The organism is Candidatus Nitrosocosmicus sp. T (genome assembly GCF_054408485.1).
The window spans coordinates 2,425,783-2,450,915 of sequence record NZ_CP166992.1 but is presented as its reverse complement, the minus strand read 5'-3'; the positions used below and the strand labels follow the sequence as shown (position 1 = coordinate 2,450,915).

Genomic DNA, 25,133 nt, shown 5'->3' with positions numbered 1-25,133 from the left:
ACTATGTTGTTATTTGTGATGGCCTTGCCCTGCAATCATGCTAAAGATATGCATTACACCTGGAAATAACGCATTTATAGACTGAGAAACTGCATTGATACTGCCTGGCATGTTCACAATTAATGTATTTCCTCTAATTCCTGAAACCCCGCGTGAGAGCATGGATAGAGGAGTCCTACTTTGTCCATAGTCTCGAAGATTTTCTGATATACCTAATACTTCCTTTTCTAAGATCCCTTTTGTTGCCTCTGGGGTGACATCATGTGGACCCACACCTGTTCCTCCAGTGGTAATAATAATATTTACTTTGAGTTCGTCAGAATAATATATTAATTCTTTCTCAATTATTTTAATGTCGTCAGGTATTACCTTGTAGGCAACGATACTAAATCCGTTCTTGGTAAGGGCATTGACTATTAGTTTACCAGATTCATCTTGATCTTTCTTTCTAGAGTCACTAATTGTAATAACAGTGGCCTCAAGTTTACTAGTATGTTTTTCTCTAAAATCTCCGATCCCGCCGTGTTTTTCTAATAGTTTGATATTATCAATTGATAGAGATATATCCAAAGGCTTTAGTATGTCATAGACGGATAAGGCAGCAATAGTCGCTCCAGTTAAAGCTTCCATCTCGACCCCAGTTTTCCAAACGCTTTTTACTTTGACGATTATCCTGACCAGACCTGTCTCGATAGCTACCTCTACCTTGATATCATCAATGGGAATAGGATGACAGTATGGAATCAGATCTGAGGTCTTTTTAGCTCCCAGTGTACCAGCCACTTTTGCTATTTCAAAAATATTTCCCTTTGGGGAATTTCCATCCTTTATTGTGTTCATGATGTTAATATCAAATGATAAAAGTGCTTGAGCAACAGCAGTTCTAAGCGATTCTGGTTTGCCGCCGACATCGATCATACCCATTATTTACACTTAGAATAAGTTATCTATATAAAATTAAGATTCATGCATATATGACAAGTGTCAGGAGGCTTAATGTTCATGAGGGGTAGCAATTTAAATGAATTGCACTTTAGTATGTTGGGAATATCTGTCCATTGAATTTGGAAAAATCCTTAAATCTCTTGTGTAGTTTGGTTATATAGTGGTCCTAGGATTAAGGGGCAATAATTATATTGTATTTTTTATTTTTGGCCTTGCTGCCGGAGTAGCGAGTTTATCCTTATCACTTTTCTTAAAATTAACTATTAATGGATTGTTCATTCCTGAAATTGCATCTCAGGGATTGATCTCAATTTCTTCAGGAGAAATCGAATCGCAAGCAGTACCTAACATTAGGCCCGTTAGCTAAATATTCTACATTTATAGGCGCAATGGTGGTTAACGTCATAATTTATGGTATCATTGGTACAGTCTTAGGAAAATTGTTTTTGAAAATGAATTTACCACGATATGCCGTTAGATCCATGCTTTCTACATTTATCTCTTATATGATCTTGATTGCCATCACAATTATTTTTATGGTGCTTAGTACCACGCCCGGACAATCGATATCTATTCCTGTAATATCATTTGCATTATTTTTATTACCAAGTGCCGTTTATGGTTTGATCTTTGCATTCTTGTTTGGTAATAAAAATAAGAAAATTGATCCGGTTGAAACTCATTCTGAGGTTGGTAATGTTATCAACAAAAGTAGTAAAACTACCGATATTGATTATAATAAAAGAGAAATGATCCGTGCTTTAATAATTTCAGTTATCGCCATTCCATTGGTATATTTTGGATTTAACCGTTTAACATCTGGGTCAGGACAGCAACAGCAACAGCAACAACAACCCCGTGCACTTGATGCTTCCATAAAGCAATTTTTACAATCAAAATCAAAACCCCCTGGTTTTGAAAATCCTATTCTTACTCCACTAGTAGATGCTGAGGTTACTCCAACTTTTATCTTTTATAGGATAGATATAAACACAGTAGTACCCACTGTCAATGCTGATGATTGGAATCTTACTATCAAAGGACTAGTGGATAATCCTGTTGTAATTAACTATGCAGAGTTTAGGGATATGAATTCAGTTGAAGAATTTGCAACCTTGACATGTATCAGCAATAAAATAGGTGGAAATCTTGTAGGCACCGCCTTGTGGAAGGGAGTGAGACTTAGAGACATCCTTTCTAAAGCTGGAATTCAGTCTAGCGTTAAATATATTGTGTTTAGATGTTCAGATGGATATGATGTAGGGATTCCATTAGAGAATGGAATGATGGATAGTACCATTTTAGCCTATGACATGAACAATTCGCCATTGACAAGCGAACATGGATATCCTGTTAGAGCAATAGTGCCTGGGTTCTATGGAATGATGAATCCAAAATGGATTACGGAAATAGAATTAGTAGATAAAACTTACGAAGGCTTTTGGCAAAGAAAAGGTTGGACTAACAATGGTATCAAAAATATTTATTCATCTATAGTCATTCCTGGCAATCAACCCATAAATGATAATTTCCCGAATTTAGTGCCAAATAGCAGCTTCCTGAATGGTAAAAATATTCCTGTTGCAGGAATTGCATTTGCAGGTGATAGAGGGATTTCCAAAGTTGAGGTAAGTGTAGATGGAGGAACTACTTGGAAAACTGCGATAGTCAAAGATCCATTGTCACAATATACCTGGGTTCTATGGACGAGTGGATTTACCGCTGTAGATAAAGGGAATTATAAAATTATCGTGAGAGCAACAGACAAAACCGGCCAGATTCAAACTTCAGAATTAAAAGATCCATTTCCAAACGGTGCTGGGGGCTACAATCAATTAGATATTTCAGTTTAGAATGGGTATTTTGATATCAAAGACAAATTTTGAATTTGAGTTTATAATTTAATTAGTATTTATGTATTGATCTAAAACTCTAAACCAAATAAAACATACCAGATCCGGACTATCAATAGTCTCAAAGATTGATTATTCCTCTCCATTGGAATCCTCTGGATAGTTGTAACCTACTTTCTCTTTTCCTCTTCCTCATTTCTTTTTACTCATTTGGTTTTCATTTAGGAATTTATCCACCAATAGTATGCATAACATTCAATGTTGGTCTTAATGAATGCGTTTTTATAATTTTGATAATTCCTTCAGGTTTTTCCTGCACTGACTTGTTGATGCATTTAATTATATCTATGTCTGATTTTCCATCTTCAAGTAAACTCTTTAAATCATTACTTGACTTGTCAAATAAACAACTGTAAAGTTTACCATCCGCAGTAATCCGAACTCTATCACAGTTTTGACAAAAAGGCTCTGTGATAGAAGGAATAAATCCTATGATTCCTTTTCCATCCTCAAAAGTGTACAATCTAGCAGGGTCAGATTTATCATTATGAAGAGGAGATAATTTATCAAAATCTTTATTTATTGTCTCTATCATTTTTTTCTTACTTACAACTAGATCTTCAGACCAAATACCGGTTCCATCCAACGGCATAAATTCAATAAATTTAACAATACATCCAGTGTCTCGGGAAAATCTTACAAAATGTGAAATTTCATCATCATTCCATCCTCTCATGATTACAGTGTTGATTTTTACTGGCAAATTTTCGTCTATTGCAGTATTTATTGCGTTCCTTACTTTGTGAAAGCCATCAATTCCACTCATGGATTTAAATCTGTCAGGTTTAAATGTATCCAGACTAATGTTTAAACTTTCTAGTCCAGATTCTTTGAGAATCTTTACTTTATCTTTTAACAGAATTCCATTTGTTGTCATACTAATCGATCTTAATCCTTCAATAGATGACAAAGATTTGATTAGATTCTCTACGTTACCACGAACTGTAGGCTCTCCTCCTGTAATTTTTATCTTTTCAATTCCTAAAGAAACAAATATCTTGGCGAGACGAGTTATTTGTTCGTAGCTCAGAAGGTTATCTTGTTCTAACCACTTAGTATTGTTTGACGGCATACAGTAAACACACTGCATGTTACACCTATCAGTTATTGAAATTCTTAGTTTCTTTGCTATCCTTCCAAAACTGTCTGCAAGGTTATTACTCAATTTCATCTCCTCTAACTTGATATAGTCTCGTAAAACCCATTTGCTGTATATAGGCCTTTAGTAGATATCATTGCTAATTAACCATTACAACAAAATTTAAGAAATCAATATTGCCATAACAGTTTATTAGGTTGGGTGGATTAGACAAGGGTGATAAAGATATCTGAGGATAAACCTTTCGTAAAGCTATTATACGAACTCAGAGTAAGAGTAACCAGAATATGTGTTATAATGATCATATTCATTTCTGTGTGTATGACTCTTGGTGTGACCATCGTCAAATTAGACGGATATAGTTTATTTGTTCTCTATCCTGATACTTTTAACAGTTTATCTATTCAAGTAATTTCCCACATAAAGAACGACTTATTGTCTAATAACATTAGCTTGGTACAAACTACTCCGGGACAAGCCTTTACAGCCCAGATGTACGTGGCTATAATAATCGGAATTGTAGGGTCTTTGCCAGTCATGCTTGGGGAACTATTTGCCTTCTTAAATCCAGTGCTCCATTATTCTGAAAAAAGAATCATCAAGAGTATCGTTGTACCGACTATATCATTATTTGTAATGGGTTGTATATTTTCTTACTATGTTGCAATTCCGTATACACTTGAATTCTTGTACCAATACGGACAGGCTATGAATATACTATCTTTTTTTGAAATCACTTCTTTTATTCTTTTTGTTGTAAATATGTTGTTAATATTTGGATTTTCCTTTCAGCTTCCAATAGTCATGTGGGCCCTTACCAAAGGACTAATAGTTAACACAAATTTCTGGAAGGATAATTTGAGATATGTGATTATTTTTTTGGTCATTCTGGGTGCAATCATAACTCCGGATGGGAGTGGAATAACTATGTGGTTCGTAGTAGGACCATTGATGCTTTTGTATGTTATCGGAATAATAGCAATTCAGGTAGATTTGCGAATTTCAAAATATAATTTGAACTAATTTAGACCCTGAAAACAGGCTGATTGAAATCAAGTCTGGAATTAAAGTTAAAAATAACTTCTAGGTTAAGTAAACAAGACCTATGATGAAGGTGATTTCAGTTAACGTAGGATTACCCAGACAAGTTTCATACGAGAAGCGACAGGTTGTTACGAGCATATTCAAAGAGCCTGTGGAGGGAAGGGTAAAAGTAACCACACTTAATTTGAATGGGGATGCACAGGCAGACTTGTCGGTTCATGGTGGAGTTGACAAGGCAGTTTATTCATATTCTGAGGAACATTACAATTATTGGAAAGAAGCATATCCTATGATTGATATGCCTTTAGGAATGTTTGGAGAAAACCTTACTACTCAAGGATTATATGAGGACATGGTAAACATAGGTGATCAATATCAAATTGGTTCATCACGGTTAGTTGTCACACAGCCTCGAATGCCTTGCTACAAACTCGGGATCAAATTTGGTCGCATGGATATCCTAGAGAAATTTGTCAATAGTCAACGTCCCGGAATTTATTACAGGGTATTAGAAGAAGGTGAATTAGGCGCCGGAGACAGCATAGAATTGTTATACAGGGATAAAAATAATGTTTCTATAAATGATATTGTTAATTTGTATATAAATGATCATTATGATGGAGAAAATTTATCCAAAATGCAAAAGGCAACAAAATTAGAATTTTTACCCGAGCACTGGAGAATTTACTTTGGTCAAAAAATAGCCCGGTTGCGGAAGAGCTAGATACTAACTAATCAAATGTTTATGGTTATAGCTAATAATGCTATTGATTTATGTCTTTGAATCTCCTTATATTCATCGTCTATTTATCTTAAAACTTGATCCCTTTGAAAATAGTATTTGTTAAATAATTTTGTTTGCAAATTAATAATTATAATTAATTATCGATGTTTAAAGTTATCTGGATTAGACTATTGGTCTTGTACCGGCAAACCAAATCCAAAGGTTACGCCGTTTCCATCTTGATTGTTTTTAGCCCAAATCCTTCCACCATGGGCCTCGATTATTTTTTTAGAAATATACAAACCAAGTCCTGTTCCTCTGCTTGATTTTTTTATAAATCTAGTAAATAACAGAGGTAGATCATCTGGATGAATGCCATGTCCCGGATCACTTATAGTAACCTCTATTTCCTTTTCCTTGTTTATTTTTTTCATATTTATTATTATTTCATCTTCGTCTTTTGTAAACTCAAGGGCGTTATCTATTAAGCTTATAATAACTTGTGTCAATCGAGATTTGTCAGCATTTAATATCTTACTATCATTTGGAGCAGATGAATCTTCAAATACAGTATTAAACTTGCGATCACCCTTTATCCGATCTCGGTAATTAATCATTATCTCTGTTATCAATTCCTTGAGGTTAATAGGCTCTTTGTTTAGTATCAATAGATCTTTATCTAATTGCGATATATCTAAGACTATGTCCACCAACCTCTTAAGCCGTTTTGTATTTCTACTTATTGCTTCCATAGGATGTTTATACATCTCAATGTTACCAATCAATTTCGTTAAAATATCTGAGAAGCCTAGCAAAGATTGTACTGGGTTTCTTAATTCATGAGCAGCTATATTTATAAATTCTTTCTGCATATTATCGTGAATCTGGACATTTCTATTTGCTATTTCGAGCCTCCTGTTTGTATCTTCCAATTCCTTAGTCCTTTTTTTAACTGATTTATCCAAGGTGCTGTTTGCTCTATTGAGGAACAAGATCAATAATAATACTATCGCAATTATACCTATTATCAAAGTGAGCATTTGGAGCCTTTCCTTATCTATTATTTCGTTAATTTTTGAATAAATAATGGAGGTTGGTGTTATTACAAATACAGAGAACTTGGGAGAGCCCTCAATGATAACCGGGTATCCTGCATTAAATCTTTCACTGTTTATGAACTGGTATACTTCAGAAGACGGGATTCCTGAGATGACTGTTTTTACTAGATTGTTTAGCCTGTCATTATACCCAGTTAAATTCTGGGTAAAATTTCCAAAAAAAGGTTTTCCTACTAATGAATCTACAGGATGGACTAACTGCGTACCTTTGTTATCTAAAACTGCCAAATACTGTGACTGTATATCGTAGATATTTCCATAATAGTTAAAAAATTCATTTATTGGAATTCTTGCTCCTACCAAGCCATTATAATAAGAGCCACTAGAATTTGTCGTAATGATCGGTTGAGCCATTGCAATTCTATTTTTGCCATCTATTCCTACATACATGTCAGAAACTACAGAAGACATTACGTTTTTTGTCTCATTAACCCAGCTTCTAGAGGAAAAATCCATTCCTGCATAAGAGGAATTTTCACTAGCAGATATATCGACAACTGCGATGCCATTTTTATTTAGAAGGAACAATCTGTCCACTGGGGTAGTGGAATTTATTTTGTTGTAATAATCTACCAATAAACTTTTGGTCAGATTAGACGTATAATCTCCATCTTGAATACTGCCAGACATTGCTAACCCTTGCAGTCTTGATAAAATCAATTCCACATCCGACTGTAGGTGTTGTGCTATCGCACGGGTGGAATCTATTTGAACTTGTTTTTGTTGTTCAAATATGCTGTTTCTTATACTGTATTCTGTCTCCTGTTGTAAGTGGAAGAATAAAACAAGGGGAATTATGACTATGAAAATTGCAGCAGTATAGATTGAATTATTGACTGTAAAAAACTTTAAAATTGATTCCTTTAAATTATCGAATCTGACACGTTTCATAATAGATACCTATACAGATGACATGAATAAATTGTTATTTCTCTAATTTTCCATAAACTCACAAAACTGTGCTTTCATTTGTTGAATTAATTGAGAACTAATATACTTTTTTGGCTTTTATCATGCTCGACACTTGATTTTTCTATATGTTATTGAATCATTCAGTTGTTGTCTATCAAAGTTGAGCTATCGTGAACATTCTTTATATATTTCTGCATGAATATGGATTTAAGTTAAATATTATATATCGATCACAATATCAATATGTGAATTCTTATGTCAACTGAATACATGTTAATTCTGTGTTGCACTGTATTTATTGTTTTGATGTCGTCATTTTACTCGGCTATTATTGTTTTTGCTCAAAATAATGAAGTCTCTTTATTGGCCCTGGTATCCCCTGATACAAAATTTAATTTTGAAAGAGAAGTGTCTTCACAAACAGAAAACTCAAATTCTTCCCAAATTTTTCAGCCTGAAGGAATAATAGTTGATAGTAATGATAACTTATACGTAAACGATATTCAGTCAAATGAAATAAAGAAATATGATATTAATGGAAATTTTATTTTAAAATGGGAGAATCGATCTGTAAATGGAATTCCATTAAATCATCCTCATAGCAGTGAGATAGATAAAGGTGGTAATGTTTACATTACCGATCAAAATAATAAACGGGTTGTAAAGTTCTCCAATAACGGTACATTCATTACATCGTGGGGGGAAGATGAAGATAAGGGTGTACATTTTCTGCATCCACATGGCATTGCCGTGGATTCCCTAGATAACGTCTTTGTTTCCGATAGAGATCTTAATATCATTCAAAAGTTCTCCAATAACGGTACATTCATTACATCATGGGGTAGCAGGGGTGCAGGGAATGGTGAATTTGATATGCCTTGGGACATAGCGGTTGACAAGGAAAATAATGTTTTTGTACCTGATTATGGGAATAATAGAATTCAAGTATTCTCTAATAACGGTACGTATCTTAAGGAATGGGGAACAGAAGGAAGGAGTGCTGGAGAATTTAATCATCCGGCAGTAATCGCATTTGACAATGCCAAAAATCTGTATGTGACAGATTCTGACAACCAGAGAATCCAGGTATTTTCCAACAATGGTACTTATGTCACAGAATTTGGACAAATGGGAGAGGGTCTTGGAGAATTTTCAAAACCTGAGAGTATAACAATTGATTCCAATGGACGTGTATATGTCGCAGATACAACCAATAACAACGTACAGTTGTTTATTCCTTCTAATTGATTGAAAAACTATAGTTACCTAGGGATCACAAGACAATTTGATAATCTTTTTTTGACAAATTTTGTTTGTGAAATAGTCTTATTTTTTTTATAATGGATTCAATATTCTATGAAGATTTTATTGTATAGCATATTATTCTGGGAAGATACCAAAAAAAGTCTTTATAAATTTTCTTTTTGCTAATTTCAAAGCCTTCTCACCTTTATCAGTTAAACTATAAACTATTGTTTTTCCGTCTCTTTCCTCAACGATGAAACCCAGTTCTTTTAAACCTTTTAGTGCCGGATATATTGTTCCGGGACTTAGTTTCTTTTCGCCTTTTCTAATTGCAATTTCTGCCGCTAGCTCTTGACCGTGCATTGGTTTTTTCGAAAGTAAGAAAAGGATCAGAAAGCCTAACATTCCCCTCATGTCGCAGCAGTCTCCTTCCCCTTCATCTTCTCTACCTGAGTCTCCTCTCTCTCCGCGCATTGATAACATAGATATTGGGTATCCGATATATATAAATACACCCTCTATCCTATGTATCGTATGTCCGATGGAATGGATGAGGGGGTGAAATAATGGGTTGTGGTTGTAATTACAGCGGTATAAACACAGTTGGAGTACAAAAGTCAAGAAGTTTCTTAACACGTGAGGAAAAAGTAGATTTATTGAAGGAATATAGAATTGATTTAGAGAGAGAAGTCAAAGGAGTATCAGAAAGGATTAAAGAGTTAGAGGCATCATAACTTTTTTAATCTATATTTTTATGTTTTTTTGCCATATTTTAGTAACTTTATATTTTCTAACCGCCTACAAATAGTAAGTAGTTTATGTTAATGATAGGTATATTGGCAGGAGAGCTTGCAGTTAATCTAATTGCATTAACCGACCTTTGGATAAAAACGTACATTTTTAAATTCGTTTATCTTATTCTTCTCGGCAAAAATGACTCCTTCATTATGTAATAGTTCTTTCTTTTTCTGTATCCCTAAAGCATATCCACCTATTTTACCATTGGACATAACTACCCGGTGGCAAGGTACTTTAATCGGATTTGGATTCTTGCCTAAAATTCTTCCTATATACCTTGAAGCGGTCGGGTATCCAAGGGCTTTAGCAAGATCTCCATAGGTAGAAACTTTGCCTTTAGGAATGGTTAATAGCATGTTATAGACATCTTCACTGGTTATTGGCTTAGCTGAGGGTATTTCGCTAATATTTTTGTCCTGATTGTGGTCAACTCGCTTCATATATGTAATAACTTTAGATATTATTTAAATATATTCAAGTCTGATAGCATGATATCATATATTCTTATACTGTCACATGTTATGGATTTGGCCCCTCATGAATTATAGAAAGGTAATACGGGGTAAAACAAATTGGACTAGATCAATTTTTATCATTATTCTCATTTTGATTTTTTTTCCATATTAATTTTTTATAAATACGATCTAAATCTATTGCATGACTTTATCAATAATACTTCTTGTTAGTGTTCAAAATTCTAGAAATCCTAGAGTATTAGAATATTGCAACTTGTTAGGAAACCACATATACTTATTTTATATTTATAAGGGTGTGAACAAATCTATTATTCAATATAAAATGAACAATAAAAAAAATATCTTAGCGCCATTCACAGCAGTAATAGCATTATCCGTATTACTCCTGATAGGGCCAACTTCGATGTCAATGAATACATTTGCTACAACCAACACAGCTAACCAAGGCATAGGCCAATCACAAAGTTCAAACCAGCTAGGTGTTTGTGTATCAGGGACTGGTACCCTTTTTTCTTGTAATAATGTGAATGCACAAAATCAAACTAACACTGGAAACAATGCATTAGCCCAACAAGGTGGTAGTGGTAGCGGTGGTAACGCCGCTAACCAAGCAATTGGTCAAGCCCAATCCTCTAACCAAAATGCTCTTTGTGTATCAGGGACTGGTACTTTTGTTTCTTGTAATAATTTGAATGCACAAAATCAAGCAAACAGCGGAAACAATGCATTAGCCCAACAAGGTGGTAGTAGTAGCGGTAGTGGCAGCGGCGGTGGCAATCAAGCTAACCAAGGCATAGGCCAATCCCAATCCTCTAACCAAAACAGCGGTGTAGTATCTGGTGGCAACACAACTGGTTCAGGAAACAATGTAAATGACCAAAACCAAGCAAACAGCGGAAATAATGCAGCAGCACAAAGTGGTGGTAGTGGTAAAGGTGGCGGTAACAGTGCTAACCAAGGCATAGGCCAATCCCAATCCTCTAACCAAAACAGCGGTGTAGTATCTGGTGGCAGCACTTCTGGTTCAGGAAATAACGCAAACACTCAAAACCAAGCAAACACTGGAAGTAATGCAGCCGGTCAACAAGGTGGTGGTAGTGGTAAAGGTGGCGGTAACAGTGCTAACCAAGGCATAGGCCAATCCCAATCCTCTAACCAAAACGCACAATGTGTTTCTGGAGGAAATACCGCTGATTCATGTAATAACACCAGTACTCAAAGTCAAACAAACAGCGGAAGTAATGCAGCAGCACAAGGTGGTGGTAGTGGTAAAGGTGGCGGTAACAGTGCTAACCAAGGCATAGGCCAATCCCAATCCTCTAACCAAAACGCACAATGTGTTTCTGGAGGAAGCGTAGCTGATTCATGTAATAACACCAGTACTCAAAACCAAGCAAACAGCGGAAATAATGCAGCCGGTCAACAAGGTGGTGGTAGTGGTAAAGGTGACGGTAACAGTGCTAACCAAGGCATAGGCCAATCCCAATCCTCTAACCAAAACGCACAATGTGTAGCAGGCGGCTCTCTAAGCAATTCATGTAGCAACACGAACACTCAAAACCAAGCAAACAGCGGAAATAATGCAGCCGGTCAACAAGGTGGTGGTAGTGGTAAAGGTGACGGTAACAGTGCTAACCAAGGCATAGGTCAATCCCAATCCTCTAACCAAAACGCACAATGTGTTTCTGGTAAAGATGCTATTGTATCATGTGACAATGAAAACTTTCAAAACCAGGTAAATAGTGGAAATAACGCATTAGGTCAACAATAAGCCTCTTTTTTTTACATTTGATTTTCCTGTAAGTAATTTTAAAAATAATTTTAAAGCATTTCTAATAGTATGTGTCAAAATTCTCTTTATTACATTTTATTCAAATAATATCTGTGTTCATACCATTTTATCATTTTAGTTTAGAATCTAAAAGTGATTTAATAGGTTATTTGAAACTACTAATATTCGAGAAAATATTATCCTAATCTAGTAGATGTAGGCAAAAGAAAGTACGTCTCATCAGATAATAATCGAAATCGGTTGGACCACAGTTAGGATTGCCAATAAGATAAGCATTAGTTTGACTAATTATTGGTAAAGATATTATAAAGCTCGCCGTCAGTATGATTGGAGTAGTTCCATATTTCAGTATTAGTTTTCAATTGTCTAAAGGAATCTTTATAATTGGTATCTAATTGATCATATAATTTTTGACCAATAACAATGTGGTCGGCCTCTGCAAGGGACGTCATCTTGACTGCCACACTTATGGTGTATCCTATAAGGTCTAAATGCGGCGTTTTTAGTATTGTTTTCTCCAATTCGTAAATGTCAATTCCATATTGAACGACAGCAACTTCACCATAATCAATTCCTACCCTTACTTTCAGCTCAGGATAGTCATATTGATTCAAGATCGGATTGATTCCTTCTTTAATTACTTTGATCATGGTCAATGCACAACCAATTCCATTACTGAATTGAAGGGCGGCGAAACCATTATTGTTTTCAGAATCATTTCCCTCATTAATCACTTTGTCTGTGTATTGTCCATTACGAGTAGTATCTTCTATAACAAAAAAAGCCAAAACTGCATCTCCAATATATTTTAAGACATAACCGCCGTACAATGAGATTATATTTGTCATTTCCTGTGCAAATGATCTTATTATGGTGGTCAATCGATCTATTGGTAAAGTTAACGCCATTTTCGTAGAGCCAACCAAATCAATATGTAACATCACTAGTCTCAATTTAGATTCTGCGTTCTGTTCCAAAATATTCTGCGTTTCTTTTAATATGATATTTAGTTCGGGTTTTGCTTTGAGTGCATTCCATGCTCTGAATTGGGCTTCTTTTATGACTGAATTGACATCTATAATTGCATCAAGATAGAACTTATTCAATAGATAATTTGATAGATTATTGTTAGTACGTCCACGATCTCCCTTATTCTCATTACTAATAATATCTTTTATTATGTCTTCACTGATATCTAATTCAAGTGAAATTATTTCTGGTTCGATTCCTGAATTATATAAATTGAGTATAGTATTTTTTTGATTTGTAGCTTCAGGCAATTTATTCACCAATATATCATTCAATTTTATTCATTAGATATAAAGGTGATATCTTACGAAATCAAATCGATTTTCTTATTTTTATTCTATTTACTAAAACTATCTTTCATAACCATCATTCAAATTTACAAATATTCTAAATCTGTATTCGCTCCTATGGTAAGATGATTTGAAAAGAAAGAACCACCGGAAAGAAGAAGGTGGAAAGTGGAAAGTGGAGAAGGGGGAGCAACAGGTGTATTTAGAATGAATAAAAACTATAGTAGTGCTGTTTTAACTCGTCCAATTTCATATTATTATTAATTAATTGGATAAAATTCTATTTATTATAGGAGATTCTTTCAAAATCTGATCCCCTGAAAATTTATATGTATTTAATATTTCCAGTCTTCTGAAACACCATTCCACCAAGGTCTATATTCTTTAATATCTTTTCCAATTTCCTCTTTTATTCTCATCTCTACCGAATAGAACATATTTTCCATTGCATCATTTCCACCATCATTATACAATTCTGTTCCGATTTCCTTCATGCGTTGTTTCTTTGTTTCTAAATCCGCCGTGTTGGGGTTTTGCAAGTAGTGTGTGAACAAATCAATCAATTCTTCTTCTAAGTATGCATCCAAATATTTAATCTAGGTTTCTCTAGTATTTTATTATTCTCTTCTTAAGCAATAGGGTGATGGTGTACCTAATCTTTGTCCTTTTGAAATCCTTATCTAAGTTGCTATTGTGACATTATCTGCAATAGTATACCCTGATTGCGATCAGTGTCTCTATTTCTAATCCCCAATATTAATAACGGCATAATTTTTTAATTGAAAGGAAAAGTATAAAGTTGCATTATATTTAAGGTTTCTTTATAATGGAGATATGTCAAATGCATTTAGTTGAGAAATATAAATCAGTATTTGACAATGAAACAATCTTCAAATTGCACTATAAGCTTCTATAATTTCTGTTTCAATACTTTGAATCTCCTGGCTATTATTAACAACATATTCTTTTGCAGGTTCTTTCCTGCTCCTCCTTATCGAAATTATTAGATCTTTATTCCTGGGACAAATATCTAGAAAATATCTAAATGTCAATGACTTTGCATAGACTATCCTATGAGGTCTAACTTCTTCAATCACATTGTCTCCTAGAGATAAAACAAAGTCCCTTAAATTGACCAGTAATGTTTCTGTATCTTTACTTAAATTTACCAAATGACTTTCAAATGAAATATTTGGTTTGTCTGTTTGAAATCTGAATTTGTTCATAAATAAATAATAATTTAGCTTTTTAGACTATTTATTAGTTTAATGTTCTTTTATATTTCGATACAATGTCTTCACAGTTCTATAAAGTAGCGGCTCTGGAGAAGCCTTAAAATTTCTATTCTTACAAACGATTTGTAATTCCAAAACTGCTAGAATATTAGAGTATTACAATCAGTTAGTAAACCCAATATATTTTTTAGTGTAGTCAAGGTGTGAATAAAGCAAAAAATATTCAAAACAAAAAACTCCTTCTAACAGTATCGATTGTAATAGTGGTCGCATTAGCACTAATCGCAAGCCCTATAGTGGCCATGGATGACGCCTTTGCAACTAAAAAGAAAAATGGAAATACATCTACACAGTCAATCCCTCAATCACAAGCATCAGTCCAAAACGCTTTATGTGCTTCTGGTGCAACTACCTTCTTATCATGCAATGATGTAAGCTTCCAAAACCAAAAGAACACTGGAAACAACGCACTAGCACTACAAGGTGAACAGGGTGGCAACTCTGCAGAACAAAGTATCAGCCAATCACAATCTTCAAGTCAAAACAGCTTTGTTGTATCAGGTGGTGACACAATGGGTTCTGGAAACAACATCAATGTCCAAAATCAGAAAAACACAGGAAATAACGCATTAGCACAGGGATAGGCATCTTTTTCTTTCTGACATTGCAGAATTAAGATGATTTATTATTTGGAGCCCTTAAGGGGCTCTAATCATGTTTGCTAGATAAGCACCCATGAGAGAACTTGATACCTATATAACTTTAACATATTTATGAATTATGATAAATAGTTGCTTCAACTTCCAAAGGATGAATATTTGATCCTCACGACCTAGTGAACTGGGGGAAACAAAATAAAAGAATAAAGGATAATTGATTGAAGAGGGAATTCTAGATACATTATTTTTCCTCATCACAATAATTTCCTTTTGATATTTTAGTATAGATTCATCCTAAATCGTAGCAGTATTAATACCCCATAGCTCATACAAAGTATATAGTTACCTTTTATGATAGTCAGAGTTTATTTTTATAAAGAAACTAATCCTGCAATCATACTTGGTTCAAGTAAATTAAGTCGACAAGCACTCTTTACAATTTATGAACTAGTATGGGAAGTAGAATTTAAGAATATTCTTAATCCAGGGAGAGTATGGATAAAATTCTTAGAAGAGGTAAATCCGTTTGGAGTTCCGCTAAAATACAAACGTCATCATTCCAAGATAACTATGGGGGATATTATCCAGATCGCTGAAGATTTTTACATGGTATTTGATGTCGGTGTGAAAAAAATTACCATGATTGATCCGTTCTAGTCTTTTATCTTGAGTTATGATTCATTCAAAACCTCGGCGAAGGAATTGAATCATATTCATATGTTCCAATATGCTCTACTTTTCACATAAATTTTACATATAAAATCTTCATAGCCTAAGTTGAACGGGAATATTCTATTAGATAGTAGTGGACCATAAAATATTACAAATTGATGCGTATCTTCTATACCATAAAGACCATGCAGGAGTCGAATAAGAAGTAAGAGTAATATTCATAGACATATATTATAATCTGCTACCACAAATCCAAAATTAAAAATATTCTCAAATAGAACTATTGACATAGTATGCTTACTTCGATAAGAAAAATAATTAATTATCCTGCCTTTGATAATTTCATAACTTTAGTAATATTATTGCAAGCCGCAGTTTTAGTATTAGAAACAATTCCAGCTTTTAATGACTATTATTCAATTTTTGAATTTATTAGTTCTATAGTATTGGTTGTTTACATTGTCGAAGCCGCTTTAAAAATATCTTCCTCCTATCCACACTTCTCAACTTATTTCAAGAATGGTTGGAATATTTTGGATTTTTCAATAATAGTACTCTCTCTGCTGCCTCTCGGAGGATACACAACTATCGCTCGTTTAATAAGACTTCTGAGAGTAACGCGACTAACAAACAGATCTAAGGAAATGTCTGCTGTCATCATGACAATTATGAAATCAATCCCAAGTATGGTAAATATATTTTTACTTTTAGCCCTACTCTTTTTCATGTATGGTATAGCTGGATATCATTTATTTAGTGACATAGATCCAGTTCATTGGGGATCCTTACCCAAATCTGTGTTGACCTTATTTGAAATACTAACTCTGGAGGGATGGATAGAAGTTATGTCGCCAGCTACTCTTGTAAATCCCCTATATGGGATTTTCTTTATTAGTTTCATAGTAATAGGAACGTTTATAGTAATTAATATTTTCGTAGCCGTAATCGTAAGAAAATCTGAGGAAGCGTACAAACATCTGGAAATGGATATAGCTAATCCTGTTACTCAGCAGGAAATATTATTTGAAATAAAGGAAATAAGGAAGAAAATTGAAGATTTGGAATCAAGAATCTCAACTTAGTTTTTGAATGTGTGTAGTCTGAAGTGCTGATACCATTACTATCATTCATTTTGATTTTATCAATTGCTTTTTCTAAAACTTTAGTTCAAATCTCATGCCTTTTCTATCATGAATATATATTTTTTTGATATAACTTGATATTCAAGAAAAAACTCGTAACAACTAATTTTTTTAAAATATTATTAATTTGTAGAATATTATGTATAAAGCAAAATTAAAAAAAAGAAAGAGGCTTATTGTTGACTTAAGGCTAAGTTGCCTTCATTATTCTGGAATAATAAACCTACATTGTTACATGATGCTAATGTGAATTCTCCAGATACACATTGTGCATTTTGCTCGTTTTTTTGTTCTTGTTCAATTTCCTGTTCAGCATCATTGTGTTTTTTGGTTGCAAATGCCATGTTGTCGCCAAATGTGACTACTGAACCGATTAAGGCTGCTGCAATAGACATCATTACAAATATTCCGACTTTATGGTTTTTTGTTATGTTACTCATTATTATCTAAATGTATACCTAAATTTTAATATATCATAGTTTTGATACTCATTACTGTATTATTTTTATGTATACATTTGCTCTTAAATCATAATAGAAGATGATTTCAATATTGTCTATAATATTGTTACTATTATAAATAATTAAGTATAAAAATACTGTACAAATAAAACAAACAATATTTGAATGCTGGCACAAACACTCATTCAAATGCGACACATTTGTTAATTCGGATATTGATATTAGATTTTAGCAATCTTTTTTCTTCAAGTTGACAGTTTTTGATTGTTTTAGTGAGTCTTTTTATCATTTAAACTGAATTTCACGTTTTTAAATGAGAACTATAATACTCTTTGTGAAGTGATTTGACACAAATGAATCCAGAAGAAGTTATAAACTTCTTAAACCTTGGTACGATGACCGCTAAAGTATCCACAGCAACTTTAGATGGTATACCTCATGTTGCTCCAGTTTGGTTTTTTATCAACTATGATCCTAGTAGCAATGATAATAAGGATTTTACAATTTTTTTCACAACATTTTATAATTCAGTGAAGGCAAAACATTTGATTTCTAACCCTAAAGTCAGCCTCTGTGTAGATGATCAAAAACCTCCTTTTTCTTTTGTTATAATCAATGGAATGGCAGAAATAGATCAAAACCCTAGTTATGACGAACTTTTAAGGCTTACTAGCCGTATAGCTGAGCGATATATGGGAAAAGAGAATGCTGAAACATATGGTAAGAGAAACGCCGTTAAAGGAGAATGCATTGTAAAAATAAAACCCACTAAAATAATTGCTCAGAAGGAGGTTTCCCAATAGTAAGGTGTAATATTATTTTCCATTAACCTTGGCATTTTACCTTTATTATTGTTTAATCATTGAGAATTTTGTCGTAAAGGTTAGATTAATCTTGAAAATGATATTTAGTTTCAATGGTAGAAACAAAAGAAAAACAAGTCCAATACTAAACTACCTTATCGGTATTTTCAAATTTTATAATTAAGTACAACTATTTAAATCATGATATACAAGGATAATCATGAAATATCTATCTTTATTGCTGCTTTCAGTATTGTTTATACCGATAGTTCAGGTGGCATATGCACAAAATATTATAGATCAAATAGGTTCAGCCTTTAGTAATTTGACTTCAGGAATGATGGGTGGTAACCAAACTAACGAAACTTCAAGCACTGGTTCCAGCGGCGGTTCATCTAACGAAACTTCAAGCACTGGTTCCAGCGGCGGTTCATCTAACGAAACTTCAAGCACTGGTTCCAGCGGCGGTTCATCTAACGAAACTTCAAGCACTGGTTCCAGCGGCGGTTCATCTAACGAAACTTCAAGCACTGGTTCCAGCGGCGGTTCATCTAACGAAACATCTTCCGGTATTGGATCCATTCAAGAATTACAGAATTTGACTGCTGGAAATCAAGAACTCTTGGCTAATAACACTTCCATAGCAGGTGATAATTCTTCATTTGGACAAGGAATGGAACAGGAACAGTATGTAGAGCCTGAAAATCAGAGTAATGCTCTATCAGCTGCAAACGGTACACAGTGAGAGTTTTCCATTCTCTCCAGTAAACTAGAATTAGATCCATTTTTAGGTTCAATTTTTCTATTTATAAAATAAAAATATTCAGTAAAGTTGTCACTAAACATTTACTTAGTAGTAACTAAAAAATTTTAAAATAACAATTATTTACGTTGATTGGATGTTTTAATTTTGATGACTCTAGGACTTGATAATAGATTCAACCTTGCTTTGGTTTATATTCATTACAAATCAATATTTTAACAGTGCCACTCGACTTAAATTAGAGTTCTATAGTCTATTCGGGAACCTCTAAACTTGATTACTCTTATATATGAAATTTGAGTAAATTATGAGTTGACATTCCCAGTTAAACTAACAACCGATATATGCACATCCTGTTTGAAAGCTTCTTGATGATGGACCTTAACAAATAACGTTACTCCGAATCATACTTGTTAGGTTTTGTGCCGTTACAATTGTTAGTCCAATCATTTATATGAATATTGTTGACATACATATCGTAGTGAAATTGTTTATGAAAATAGTTGCTCCAATTATAATGTCCATAAGCTTGATGATGATTTTAAGTATAACAACATATAGCGGTTATGGTCAAATGGTGGCAAATACCACCACCACCACCAATACCACTAATATTACTGATACCACTGCTGCTACTGATGACTCTAATAATCAAATCAACCAAAATATGAGTCAACCCCCACAGGAGGAAATTACCTTAGCAGAACAACAAATACCGTCACAGGCAAATCAAACTGATTCTATAATAGAGTCTTCAGATTCATTGATGAATGAAAGATTATTAAATTATACAAATGATGCTATTTTGGCATTAAACGACGACAATGAAACTGCCATACAGGAAAACCTAGTTCAAATTCAAAATACTTTAATAAAATCGATTGGGAAACCGGTGGTAATTGTTCCCGCCCCTGCATTTGATATAGATTCTGAGTAGAAACCCGTTCAACCTTTATTATTTTTAAATTTGAATTACCTGCGAATAAAACCAACCAACCAATTATATACATGTCTAGTTTCGTGATTCTAGAAAGATTAATTTATCCGAGATGTGGTTTGTCAATATAGTTGCTAACCGAATCCACTCTAGATAATAAACATTCTATTATATTAGTAGAGGATGATATTGATGTCGCTAGTATACTGGCAGGTCATTTCACTTTAGCCAAGTTTAAGGTGTACAAAACTACTAGTGCTATAGAGGGTCTTGATAAGTTGAAGGAATTGAATAATAAGGTGGATGCAATTTTGATTAACGGCACGATTGCCGCCGATAGAGGCCCAATGTTAATTGTAAATATACGGAAATTAACACTTGAGGTAAAGATTTTTGCACTTGCTGAAAACGAAAATAGTAAGACTAGAGTTTTAGATTATGGTGCAGATGAGTTTGCGGTAAAACCAATCAGTCCAACTACTATAGTAGAAAAGGTAAGTATGTTGTTAATGAAGAAACCTGTCGAATCTCATATCAAATAAATTTTATCAGATCTTAAGGAAAACAAGGTTGGAATCAAATTTTAACAGAATTCAATCTGCTCAATGTACAAAAGATAAAAGAACCATTATGATCTGTAAATATGCGACATGTAGATAAGATGCGCCTATAATTTGTGATTTATAGATTAACCTGTATGTTCCTTCTTGATCTTACAATGGATTTAATGTTATGAGTGCCTTGAGTTCTGTTACTATTGTAAATGATATAGTAATAGTAGAACAAACAAGATAATATTGATGACGTAGAATTTATGATGAATTTTCTAATTTAAATACGTTGGAATTGTTATAACTTTTTATCACATGAATTATGATATCTCATATTCGATTAACTATCATGAAATGACAAAACATTCTGAATTTAGTGTTATGAATTCAAATTACTTTTTGAATTGGAATAATCGGCCTAAACCCTTCAAAGTGTATGAAGACTTAACTTCTTTGCCTCTTCCGACTGATTTTTCTCATCCCACATTGAATGCTGCTATGGCGGTTAGTAATTTATATAGTAACGATAAATCATTTGGTGACAAAAAACAAGTCCCTTCTCAATTAGCTTCTTCTAAGGATAATTCTAAAATTATTACTTTATCTGATTTATCATCCCTGTTATTTTATTCCTATGGTATAACTCGCGTGATGCGGTTTAATTCTGTTGATTATTATATGCGTGCTGCTTCTGCCACAGGAGCTCTTTATCCGATAGAAATCTACGTGGTTACTAAAGGTCTAGGTGCTGAATTGGATGCAGGAGTGTATCATTTTAATCCAGGTGAGTTCAGTCTGACTGCGATTCATAAAGGTGATTATAGAAACCTTCTAGGATCTATTGCTGGTAATAATACTGATATTACAACATCTCCTCTTTCCTTGATCTTTACTTCTTATGCATGGAGAAATGCATGGAAGTATCAATCTCGATCTTATCGACATTGGTTTTGGGATGCAGGGGTTATAGTTTCTAACCTGCTAGCCGTTACTGGCTCTATGAAACTTTATACAAGATTAATTATGGGATTTCTGGATGACCAGTTAAACAAATTTCTGGGACTAGAAGAACAAAAAGAGGCCTCCATATTGATTGCAGCCATTGATGCAAACTCTTTGAATGACAAAGTCAACCCAGAGCAATCACTTCGTCAAAAGATTCTTGATAAACTTGCTCCAAAAGTTTATCCTCTTTCATTAGAAGAAATTGATTATCCTGAAATTTGGAAAGCTTACGACAGCTCTAAATTATTAGACAATGCTCAGGTATCCGACTGGATTAATCAGCAGAGGAAAGCAGAAGTAGACGAAATGAATCAAAAAGGTAATCCTGGTCTTGGTACTTTGAGACAGTATGCTTTGCCCAAGCCTTCCATGCATGACAATGGCTGTGGTATTGGAGACACCATTTTGAAGAGAGGTTCAACTAGGCAATTTTCAAGACTATCGATCTCCTTTTTGACTCTAGCTCATATCCTTTTGAATTCAACTAGAGGAACTCCAATGGATTACAAAAATGATTCAAATAGTTTAATCGATTTATATCTTATAGTTAATGCTGTTGATGGGCTTGAAAAGGGAGGATATTTTTTTAATACAAGAAGTAATTCCATTGACTTGCTAAAGAATCGACTGAGTCGTAATATTTCCGGACATCTTTGCTTGGATCAATCTCTTTTTGCAGATGCAAGCGCTGTGATATTCATAATGACGGATCTTAAACATGTACTTGATGTTTTGGGTAATAGGGGGTATAGAGCCGCACAGATGGAAGCAGGAATTACCGCAGGAAAAATTTATCTTTTATCCTATGCCAATGGCCTAGGAGCATCAGGTTCTACTTTTTATGATAATGAAGTGATTGAATTTTTCTCTCCTCATGCTAAACAGAAGGAAACATTGATTGCTATTGGAGTCGGAATTCCATCATACCGATCGAAACCAGGTAGAATATTACCAGTAAGACTAACACGCGAACAAATGATGAGTACATATAGTACATTTAGTTAAATTAGCTGGTCCTTGACTTCATTTACATCCAATAATTTATGACGATCCTGTGAAGCGATTGCTTTGAACTACATATTCATAGATTATCATTTTTAAACATAAAAAGAGAGATCACAATTCTTTCATTTCAAAACGATCAGGAGAACTCACTAGATTAGATGTATTTCATAGAGGTGATATCTATTTAAAGCTTAATAAATATGAATAGTCATGAGCGAACTTTCTAATAACGGTGAAAACGAAAATAAAAATAGTAATTCTGACCAGTCAAAGAACTCGTCTAAAGAGCACACTTCACAATGGTCTGAATTAATTTCAGGAATCATAGACAAATTGACCGGCAAAGATTTGCAAGTTACTTACTCCTTTGAAAATTTGGAAGTTGAGATCCCAAAAGCTTATGGCCCTGATGGAAAACAACTAGGAGGTGCTAAGTGGAGAGTAGATGGCAAGATAACTATATCTACTGAACTAATTAACGAAGAGAACAAATAATGTCTACTCCGTAAAGATACAATCCAACATAAATAGTGTTACCCTTCACAGGTAGCAATATTTTTTTTAATATTTATAAGGTCGCCTCAGATCTGAGCAATGAAATGTGTGGACCTTTTGTTATTAAGTTTAATAGAATTAAAATACAATGTCAAAATTCATATTTTACTCTCGAGAAAGTTTATGACATGTGATTGTCCTAAAGCATAAGATGTTTCTAATTTCATACATAATAAAGGAAAGAATGTAGCATCAAGGATAAGAAAGTACCTTGACCGTTTCTATTATAAACAACTAAAGAAGTAATTTCAAAAAATTGAGTTGTTTCTTAATTGAATTAACGTGCCCTATTAATGGTATGATTCTTATCAGATAGATATAACGGATGGATGCATTATATGATGCACATATATCAGTAAAATTTTATGTAATTCCAATAGTTGATTCAGAATCACTGGAAGTATAGATATCACCATCTTTAGTTTGGGTTTAGTCATTAATTGTAATTTTAATTCCAGAAACGAATTTAAACTATGAGGAAAAAATATTTGCTATACTAATGACTTTGCATTCAAATGAAATACCTACCAATAAATCAAAATTGTATCCATATCCTAGTAATTTAAACCACATAGCTGTAAGTGTGATTAATATTGAAGAAGTAGTAGAGTGGTACACCAAAGTTTTAGGTTTTAATTTAGTGAAACCACCTTTCGAAGCCGTTGCAGACGACACTCATATAGGCAAGATCTTTCAAGATGTATTCGGCCAGGACTTTAAGAAATTAAAGATTGCTCATTTAAGCTTTGGTAATCAAATTGGGTTTGAAGTTTTCGAATTCGTTGAGCCTAAAGAAGAAAAAAGAGAGGAAAATTTTGAGTTTTGGAAGACCGGGTTCTTTCATATATGCATAACAGATCCCAATATAGAGGAAACTACAAAAAGGATTGTTAATAGTGGTGGCAAACAAAGAACTCAAATATGGGAATTAACAACTGGCAAGCCTTTCAAGGTAGTATCATGTGAGGATCCGTTTGGAAATATCATAGATATCTATACTCATGGTTACGAATATCTTTGGAGATCTGAAAACTATCAAAAATAGTATTCAAAAATATTTCAGCATGATATATCAAAAGAGTAAATACTTGCTTAAGTTTGTCTTAGCATTTTGAGTCTATCGCTAATCATTTCTTTAATATCAAAGTTATTACATGAATTGTTGTTATCCTCTCCTGCCTCGCAGTTTGAGTTTTGTTTAGATACTTGAACCTGATTTCCTCCTCCATTACTACTGTCGCCTGCGCTATCACTGTCACCACTGCCTTGTCTGGTTATGCTTATGTTGTTACATGAATTGTTGTTATCCTCTCCTGCCTCGCAGTTTGAGTTTTGTTTAGATACTTGAACCTGATTTCCTCCTCCATTACTACTGTCGCCTGCGCTATCACTGTCACCACTGCCTTGTCTGGTTATGCTTATGTTGTTACATGAATTGTTGTTATCCTCTCCTGCCTCGCAGTTTGAGTTTTGTTTAGATACTTGAACCTGATTTCCTCCTCCATTACTACTGTCGCCTGCGCTATCACTGTCACCACTGCCTTGTCTGGTTATGCTTATGTTGTTACATGAATTGTTGTTATCCTCTCCTGCCTCGCAGTTTGAGTTTTGTTTATTTCTTTGAGATTGATCAAAATCCTTTTCTCCATATACACTATATCCAATGATGGCAAAGAAAGAAGGAGGTGTTACAGTAAATAGTAAAATCGTTAGTATCATTACAGATAATGTTAATCGATGTTTAATCTGCAAACTTTTACCCGTATATTTTTAAACAATAATATATAATATTACTATTTTTAAAGATTTGTATATAACTTATTTATATATCATAATAATGCTAAATAATTCTATTAATTTTTATTATTTAACAAAATGAATTTGATCTATTACACTTTAGGAAAAATGGTATAATAATCTTTGATTATCATCATATAGTCAACTAACCATTTTTTGCTAT

Annotated in this window: 27 protein-coding genes; 17 read left to right on the top strand and 10 right to left on the bottom strand. The window is 33.7% G+C overall.

All coding sequences use genetic code 11. From position 1 onward, the window contains the following. Positions 1-9 precede the first annotated feature (9 nt). On the bottom strand, positions 10-924 hold the full coding sequence (moaCB, locus tag AB0A59_RS12555; protein ID WP_458744269.1) for a bifunctional molybdenum cofactor biosynthesis protein MoaC/MoaB: 915 nt from the start codon (positions 922-924) through the stop codon (positions 10-12). Positions 925-1,105: 181 nt separating this feature from the next. Between moaCB and AB0A59_RS12550 the strand changes: the two genes are divergently transcribed. Together AB0A59_RS12550 and AB0A59_RS12545 are read left to right on the top strand one after the other, a co-directional pair. Further along, positions 1,106-1,312 (top strand): hypothetical protein, encoded by a 207-nt coding sequence (locus AB0A59_RS12550; protein ID WP_458744268.1) that lies wholly within the window; start codon positions 1,106-1,108, stop codon positions 1,310-1,312. 22 nt (positions 1,313-1,334) lie between these two features. Then, positions 1,335-2,798, top strand: a complete 1,464-nt coding sequence (locus AB0A59_RS12545; RefSeq protein ID WP_458744266.1) for a molybdopterin-dependent oxidoreductase — start codon at positions 1,335-1,337, stop codon at positions 2,796-2,798. Between the two features lie 229 nt (positions 2,799-3,027). Here AB0A59_RS12545 and moaA read toward each other — a convergent pair whose 3' ends face one another. Continuing rightward, positions 3,028-4,023 (bottom strand): GTP 3',8-cyclase MoaA, encoded by a 996-nt coding sequence (moaA, locus tag AB0A59_RS12540; protein WP_458744264.1) that lies wholly within the window; start codon positions 4,021-4,023, stop codon positions 3,028-3,030. Positions 4,024-4,173: 150 nt separating this feature from the next. Between moaA and tatC the strand changes: the two genes are divergently transcribed. Further along, positions 4,174-4,980 (top strand): twin-arginine translocase subunit TatC, encoded by an 807-nt coding sequence (gene tatC, locus AB0A59_RS12535; protein ID WP_458744262.1) that lies wholly within the window; start codon positions 4,174-4,176, stop codon positions 4,978-4,980. 85 nt (positions 4,981-5,065) lie between these two features. Continuing rightward, on the top strand, positions 5,066-5,725 hold the full coding sequence (locus AB0A59_RS12530) for an MOSC domain-containing protein (protein ID WP_458747611.1): 660 nt from the start codon (positions 5,066-5,068) through the stop codon (positions 5,723-5,725). A 188-nt stretch (positions 5,726-5,913) separates the two neighbouring features. Here the strand turns inward: AB0A59_RS12530 and AB0A59_RS12525 are convergent, their stop codons facing one another. Beyond that, positions 5,914-7,734, bottom strand: a complete 1,821-nt coding sequence (locus AB0A59_RS12525; protein WP_458744260.1) for a sensor histidine kinase — start codon at positions 7,732-7,734, stop codon at positions 5,914-5,916. Positions 7,735-8,061: 327 nt separating this feature from the next. Here AB0A59_RS12525 and AB0A59_RS12520 point away from each other — a divergent pair, with 327 nt between their 5' ends. Beyond that, positions 8,062-9,003, top strand: coding sequence for a 6-bladed beta-propeller (locus AB0A59_RS12520; RefSeq protein ID WP_458747610.1), 942 nt, complete (start codon positions 8,062-8,064; stop codon positions 9,001-9,003). Positions 9,004-9,135: 132 nt separating this feature from the next. Here AB0A59_RS12520 and AB0A59_RS12515 read toward each other — a convergent pair whose 3' ends face one another. After that, positions 9,136-9,483, bottom strand: coding sequence for a PadR family transcriptional regulator (locus AB0A59_RS12515; protein ID WP_458744258.1), 348 nt, complete (start codon positions 9,481-9,483; stop codon positions 9,136-9,138). 83 nt (positions 9,484-9,566) lie between these two features. Here AB0A59_RS12515 and AB0A59_RS12510 point away from each other — a divergent pair, with 83 nt between their 5' ends. After that, complete coding sequence (locus tag AB0A59_RS12510; RefSeq protein WP_458744256.1) at positions 9,567-9,734, top strand: hypothetical protein; 168 nt, start codon at positions 9,567-9,569, stop codon at positions 9,732-9,734. Positions 9,735-9,869: 135 nt separating this feature from the next. Here the strand turns inward: AB0A59_RS12510 and AB0A59_RS12505 are convergent, their stop codons facing one another. After that, complete coding sequence (locus tag AB0A59_RS12505) at positions 9,870-10,238, bottom strand: MGMT family protein (RefSeq protein WP_458744254.1); 369 nt, start codon at positions 10,236-10,238, stop codon at positions 9,870-9,872. A 358-nt stretch (positions 10,239-10,596) separates the two neighbouring features. On the opposite strand from AB0A59_RS12505, the gene AB0A59_RS12500 reads away from it, so the two are divergent. After that, complete coding sequence (locus tag AB0A59_RS12500) at positions 10,597-12,045, top strand: hypothetical protein (protein WP_458744252.1); 1,449 nt, start codon at positions 10,597-10,599, stop codon at positions 12,043-12,045. Between the two features lie 305 nt (positions 12,046-12,350). Here AB0A59_RS12500 and AB0A59_RS12495 read toward each other — a convergent pair whose 3' ends face one another. The 3 genes from AB0A59_RS12495 to AB0A59_RS12485 form a co-directional block, all read right to left on the bottom strand. Next, a complete protein-coding gene (locus tag AB0A59_RS12495) occupies positions 12,351-13,355 on the bottom strand; it encodes an adenylate/guanylate cyclase domain-containing protein (protein ID WP_458744250.1) in 1,005 nt (334 codons plus the stop codon). Positions 13,356-13,720: 365 nt separating this feature from the next. Then, positions 13,721-13,972 (bottom strand): hypothetical protein, encoded by a 252-nt coding sequence (locus AB0A59_RS12490; RefSeq protein WP_458744249.1) that lies wholly within the window; start codon positions 13,970-13,972, stop codon positions 13,721-13,723. 303 nt (positions 13,973-14,275) lie between these two features. Beyond that, positions 14,276-14,611: a hypothetical protein gene (locus AB0A59_RS12485; RefSeq protein WP_458744248.1), complete on the bottom strand. Its 336-nt coding sequence runs from the start codon at positions 14,609-14,611 to the stop codon at positions 14,276-14,278. A gap of 212 nt (positions 14,612-14,823) precedes the next feature. Between AB0A59_RS12485 and AB0A59_RS12480 the strand changes: the two genes are divergently transcribed. From AB0A59_RS12480 to AB0A59_RS12470, 3 genes are all read left to right on the top strand, one after another. After that, positions 14,824-15,264, top strand: coding sequence for a hypothetical protein (locus tag AB0A59_RS12480; RefSeq protein ID WP_458744246.1), 441 nt, complete (start codon positions 14,824-14,826; stop codon positions 15,262-15,264). A gap of 366 nt (positions 15,265-15,630) precedes the next feature. Then, positions 15,631-15,936 (top strand): hypothetical protein, encoded by a 306-nt coding sequence (locus AB0A59_RS12475; RefSeq protein ID WP_458744244.1) that lies wholly within the window; start codon positions 15,631-15,633, stop codon positions 15,934-15,936. Between the two features lie 308 nt (positions 15,937-16,244). Continuing rightward, positions 16,245-17,033 (top strand): ion transporter, encoded by a 789-nt coding sequence (locus tag AB0A59_RS12470; RefSeq protein ID WP_458744243.1) that lies wholly within the window; start codon positions 16,245-16,247, stop codon positions 17,031-17,033. 233 nt (positions 17,034-17,266) lie between these two features. On the opposite strand, the gene AB0A59_RS12465 is transcribed toward AB0A59_RS12470, so the two are convergent. Further along, positions 17,267-17,533 carry a hypothetical protein gene (locus tag AB0A59_RS12465; RefSeq protein ID WP_458744241.1) on the bottom strand — a complete coding sequence of 89 codons (267 nt, stop codon included), beginning with the start codon at positions 17,531-17,533 and terminating at the stop codon, positions 17,267-17,269. Between the two features lie 374 nt (positions 17,534-17,907). Between AB0A59_RS12465 and AB0A59_RS12460 the strand changes: the two genes are divergently transcribed. The 7 genes from AB0A59_RS12460 to AB0A59_RS12430 all read left to right on the top strand — a co-directional run bounded on the left by AB0A59_RS12460 (position 17,908) and on the right by AB0A59_RS12430 (position 24,218). Further along, positions 17,908-18,357, top strand: coding sequence for a PPOX class F420-dependent oxidoreductase (locus tag AB0A59_RS12460; RefSeq protein WP_458744240.1), 450 nt, complete (start codon positions 17,908-17,910; stop codon positions 18,355-18,357). Between the two features lie 220 nt (positions 18,358-18,577). Continuing rightward, positions 18,578-19,102 carry a hypothetical protein gene (locus AB0A59_RS12455; RefSeq protein WP_458744238.1) on the top strand — a complete coding sequence of 175 codons (525 nt, stop codon included), beginning with the start codon at positions 18,578-18,580 and terminating at the stop codon, positions 19,100-19,102. A gap of 511 nt (positions 19,103-19,613) precedes the next feature. Continuing rightward, on the top strand, positions 19,614-20,057 hold the full coding sequence (locus AB0A59_RS12450; RefSeq protein WP_458744236.1) for a hypothetical protein: 444 nt from the start codon (positions 19,614-19,616) through the stop codon (positions 20,055-20,057). A 131-nt stretch (positions 20,058-20,188) separates the two neighbouring features. Beyond that, entirely contained in the window at positions 20,189-20,599 is a 411-nt protein-coding gene (locus AB0A59_RS12445; RefSeq protein WP_458744234.1) for a response regulator, read from the top strand. A 363-nt stretch (positions 20,600-20,962) separates the two neighbouring features. Then, the gene (locus AB0A59_RS12440) at positions 20,963-22,618 is read left to right on the top strand and encodes a SagB/ThcOx family dehydrogenase (protein WP_458744232.1); all 1,656 of its coding nucleotides are present in this window, start codon (positions 20,963-20,965) and stop codon (positions 22,616-22,618) included. Between the two features lie 210 nt (positions 22,619-22,828). Beyond that, a complete protein-coding gene (locus tag AB0A59_RS12435; RefSeq protein ID WP_458744230.1) occupies positions 22,829-23,113 on the top strand; it encodes a hypothetical protein in 285 nt (94 codons plus the stop codon). A gap of 559 nt (positions 23,114-23,672) precedes the next feature. Further along, on the top strand, positions 23,673-24,218 hold the full coding sequence (locus tag AB0A59_RS12430) for a VOC family protein (protein WP_458744229.1): 546 nt from the start codon (positions 23,673-23,675) through the stop codon (positions 24,216-24,218). A 47-nt stretch (positions 24,219-24,265) separates the two neighbouring features. Here the strand turns inward: AB0A59_RS12430 and AB0A59_RS12425 are convergent, their stop codons facing one another. Next, positions 24,266-24,892, bottom strand: coding sequence for a hypothetical protein (locus AB0A59_RS12425; protein ID WP_458744227.1), 627 nt, complete (start codon positions 24,890-24,892; stop codon positions 24,266-24,268). Between the last annotated feature and the right edge of the window lie 241 nt (positions 24,893-25,133).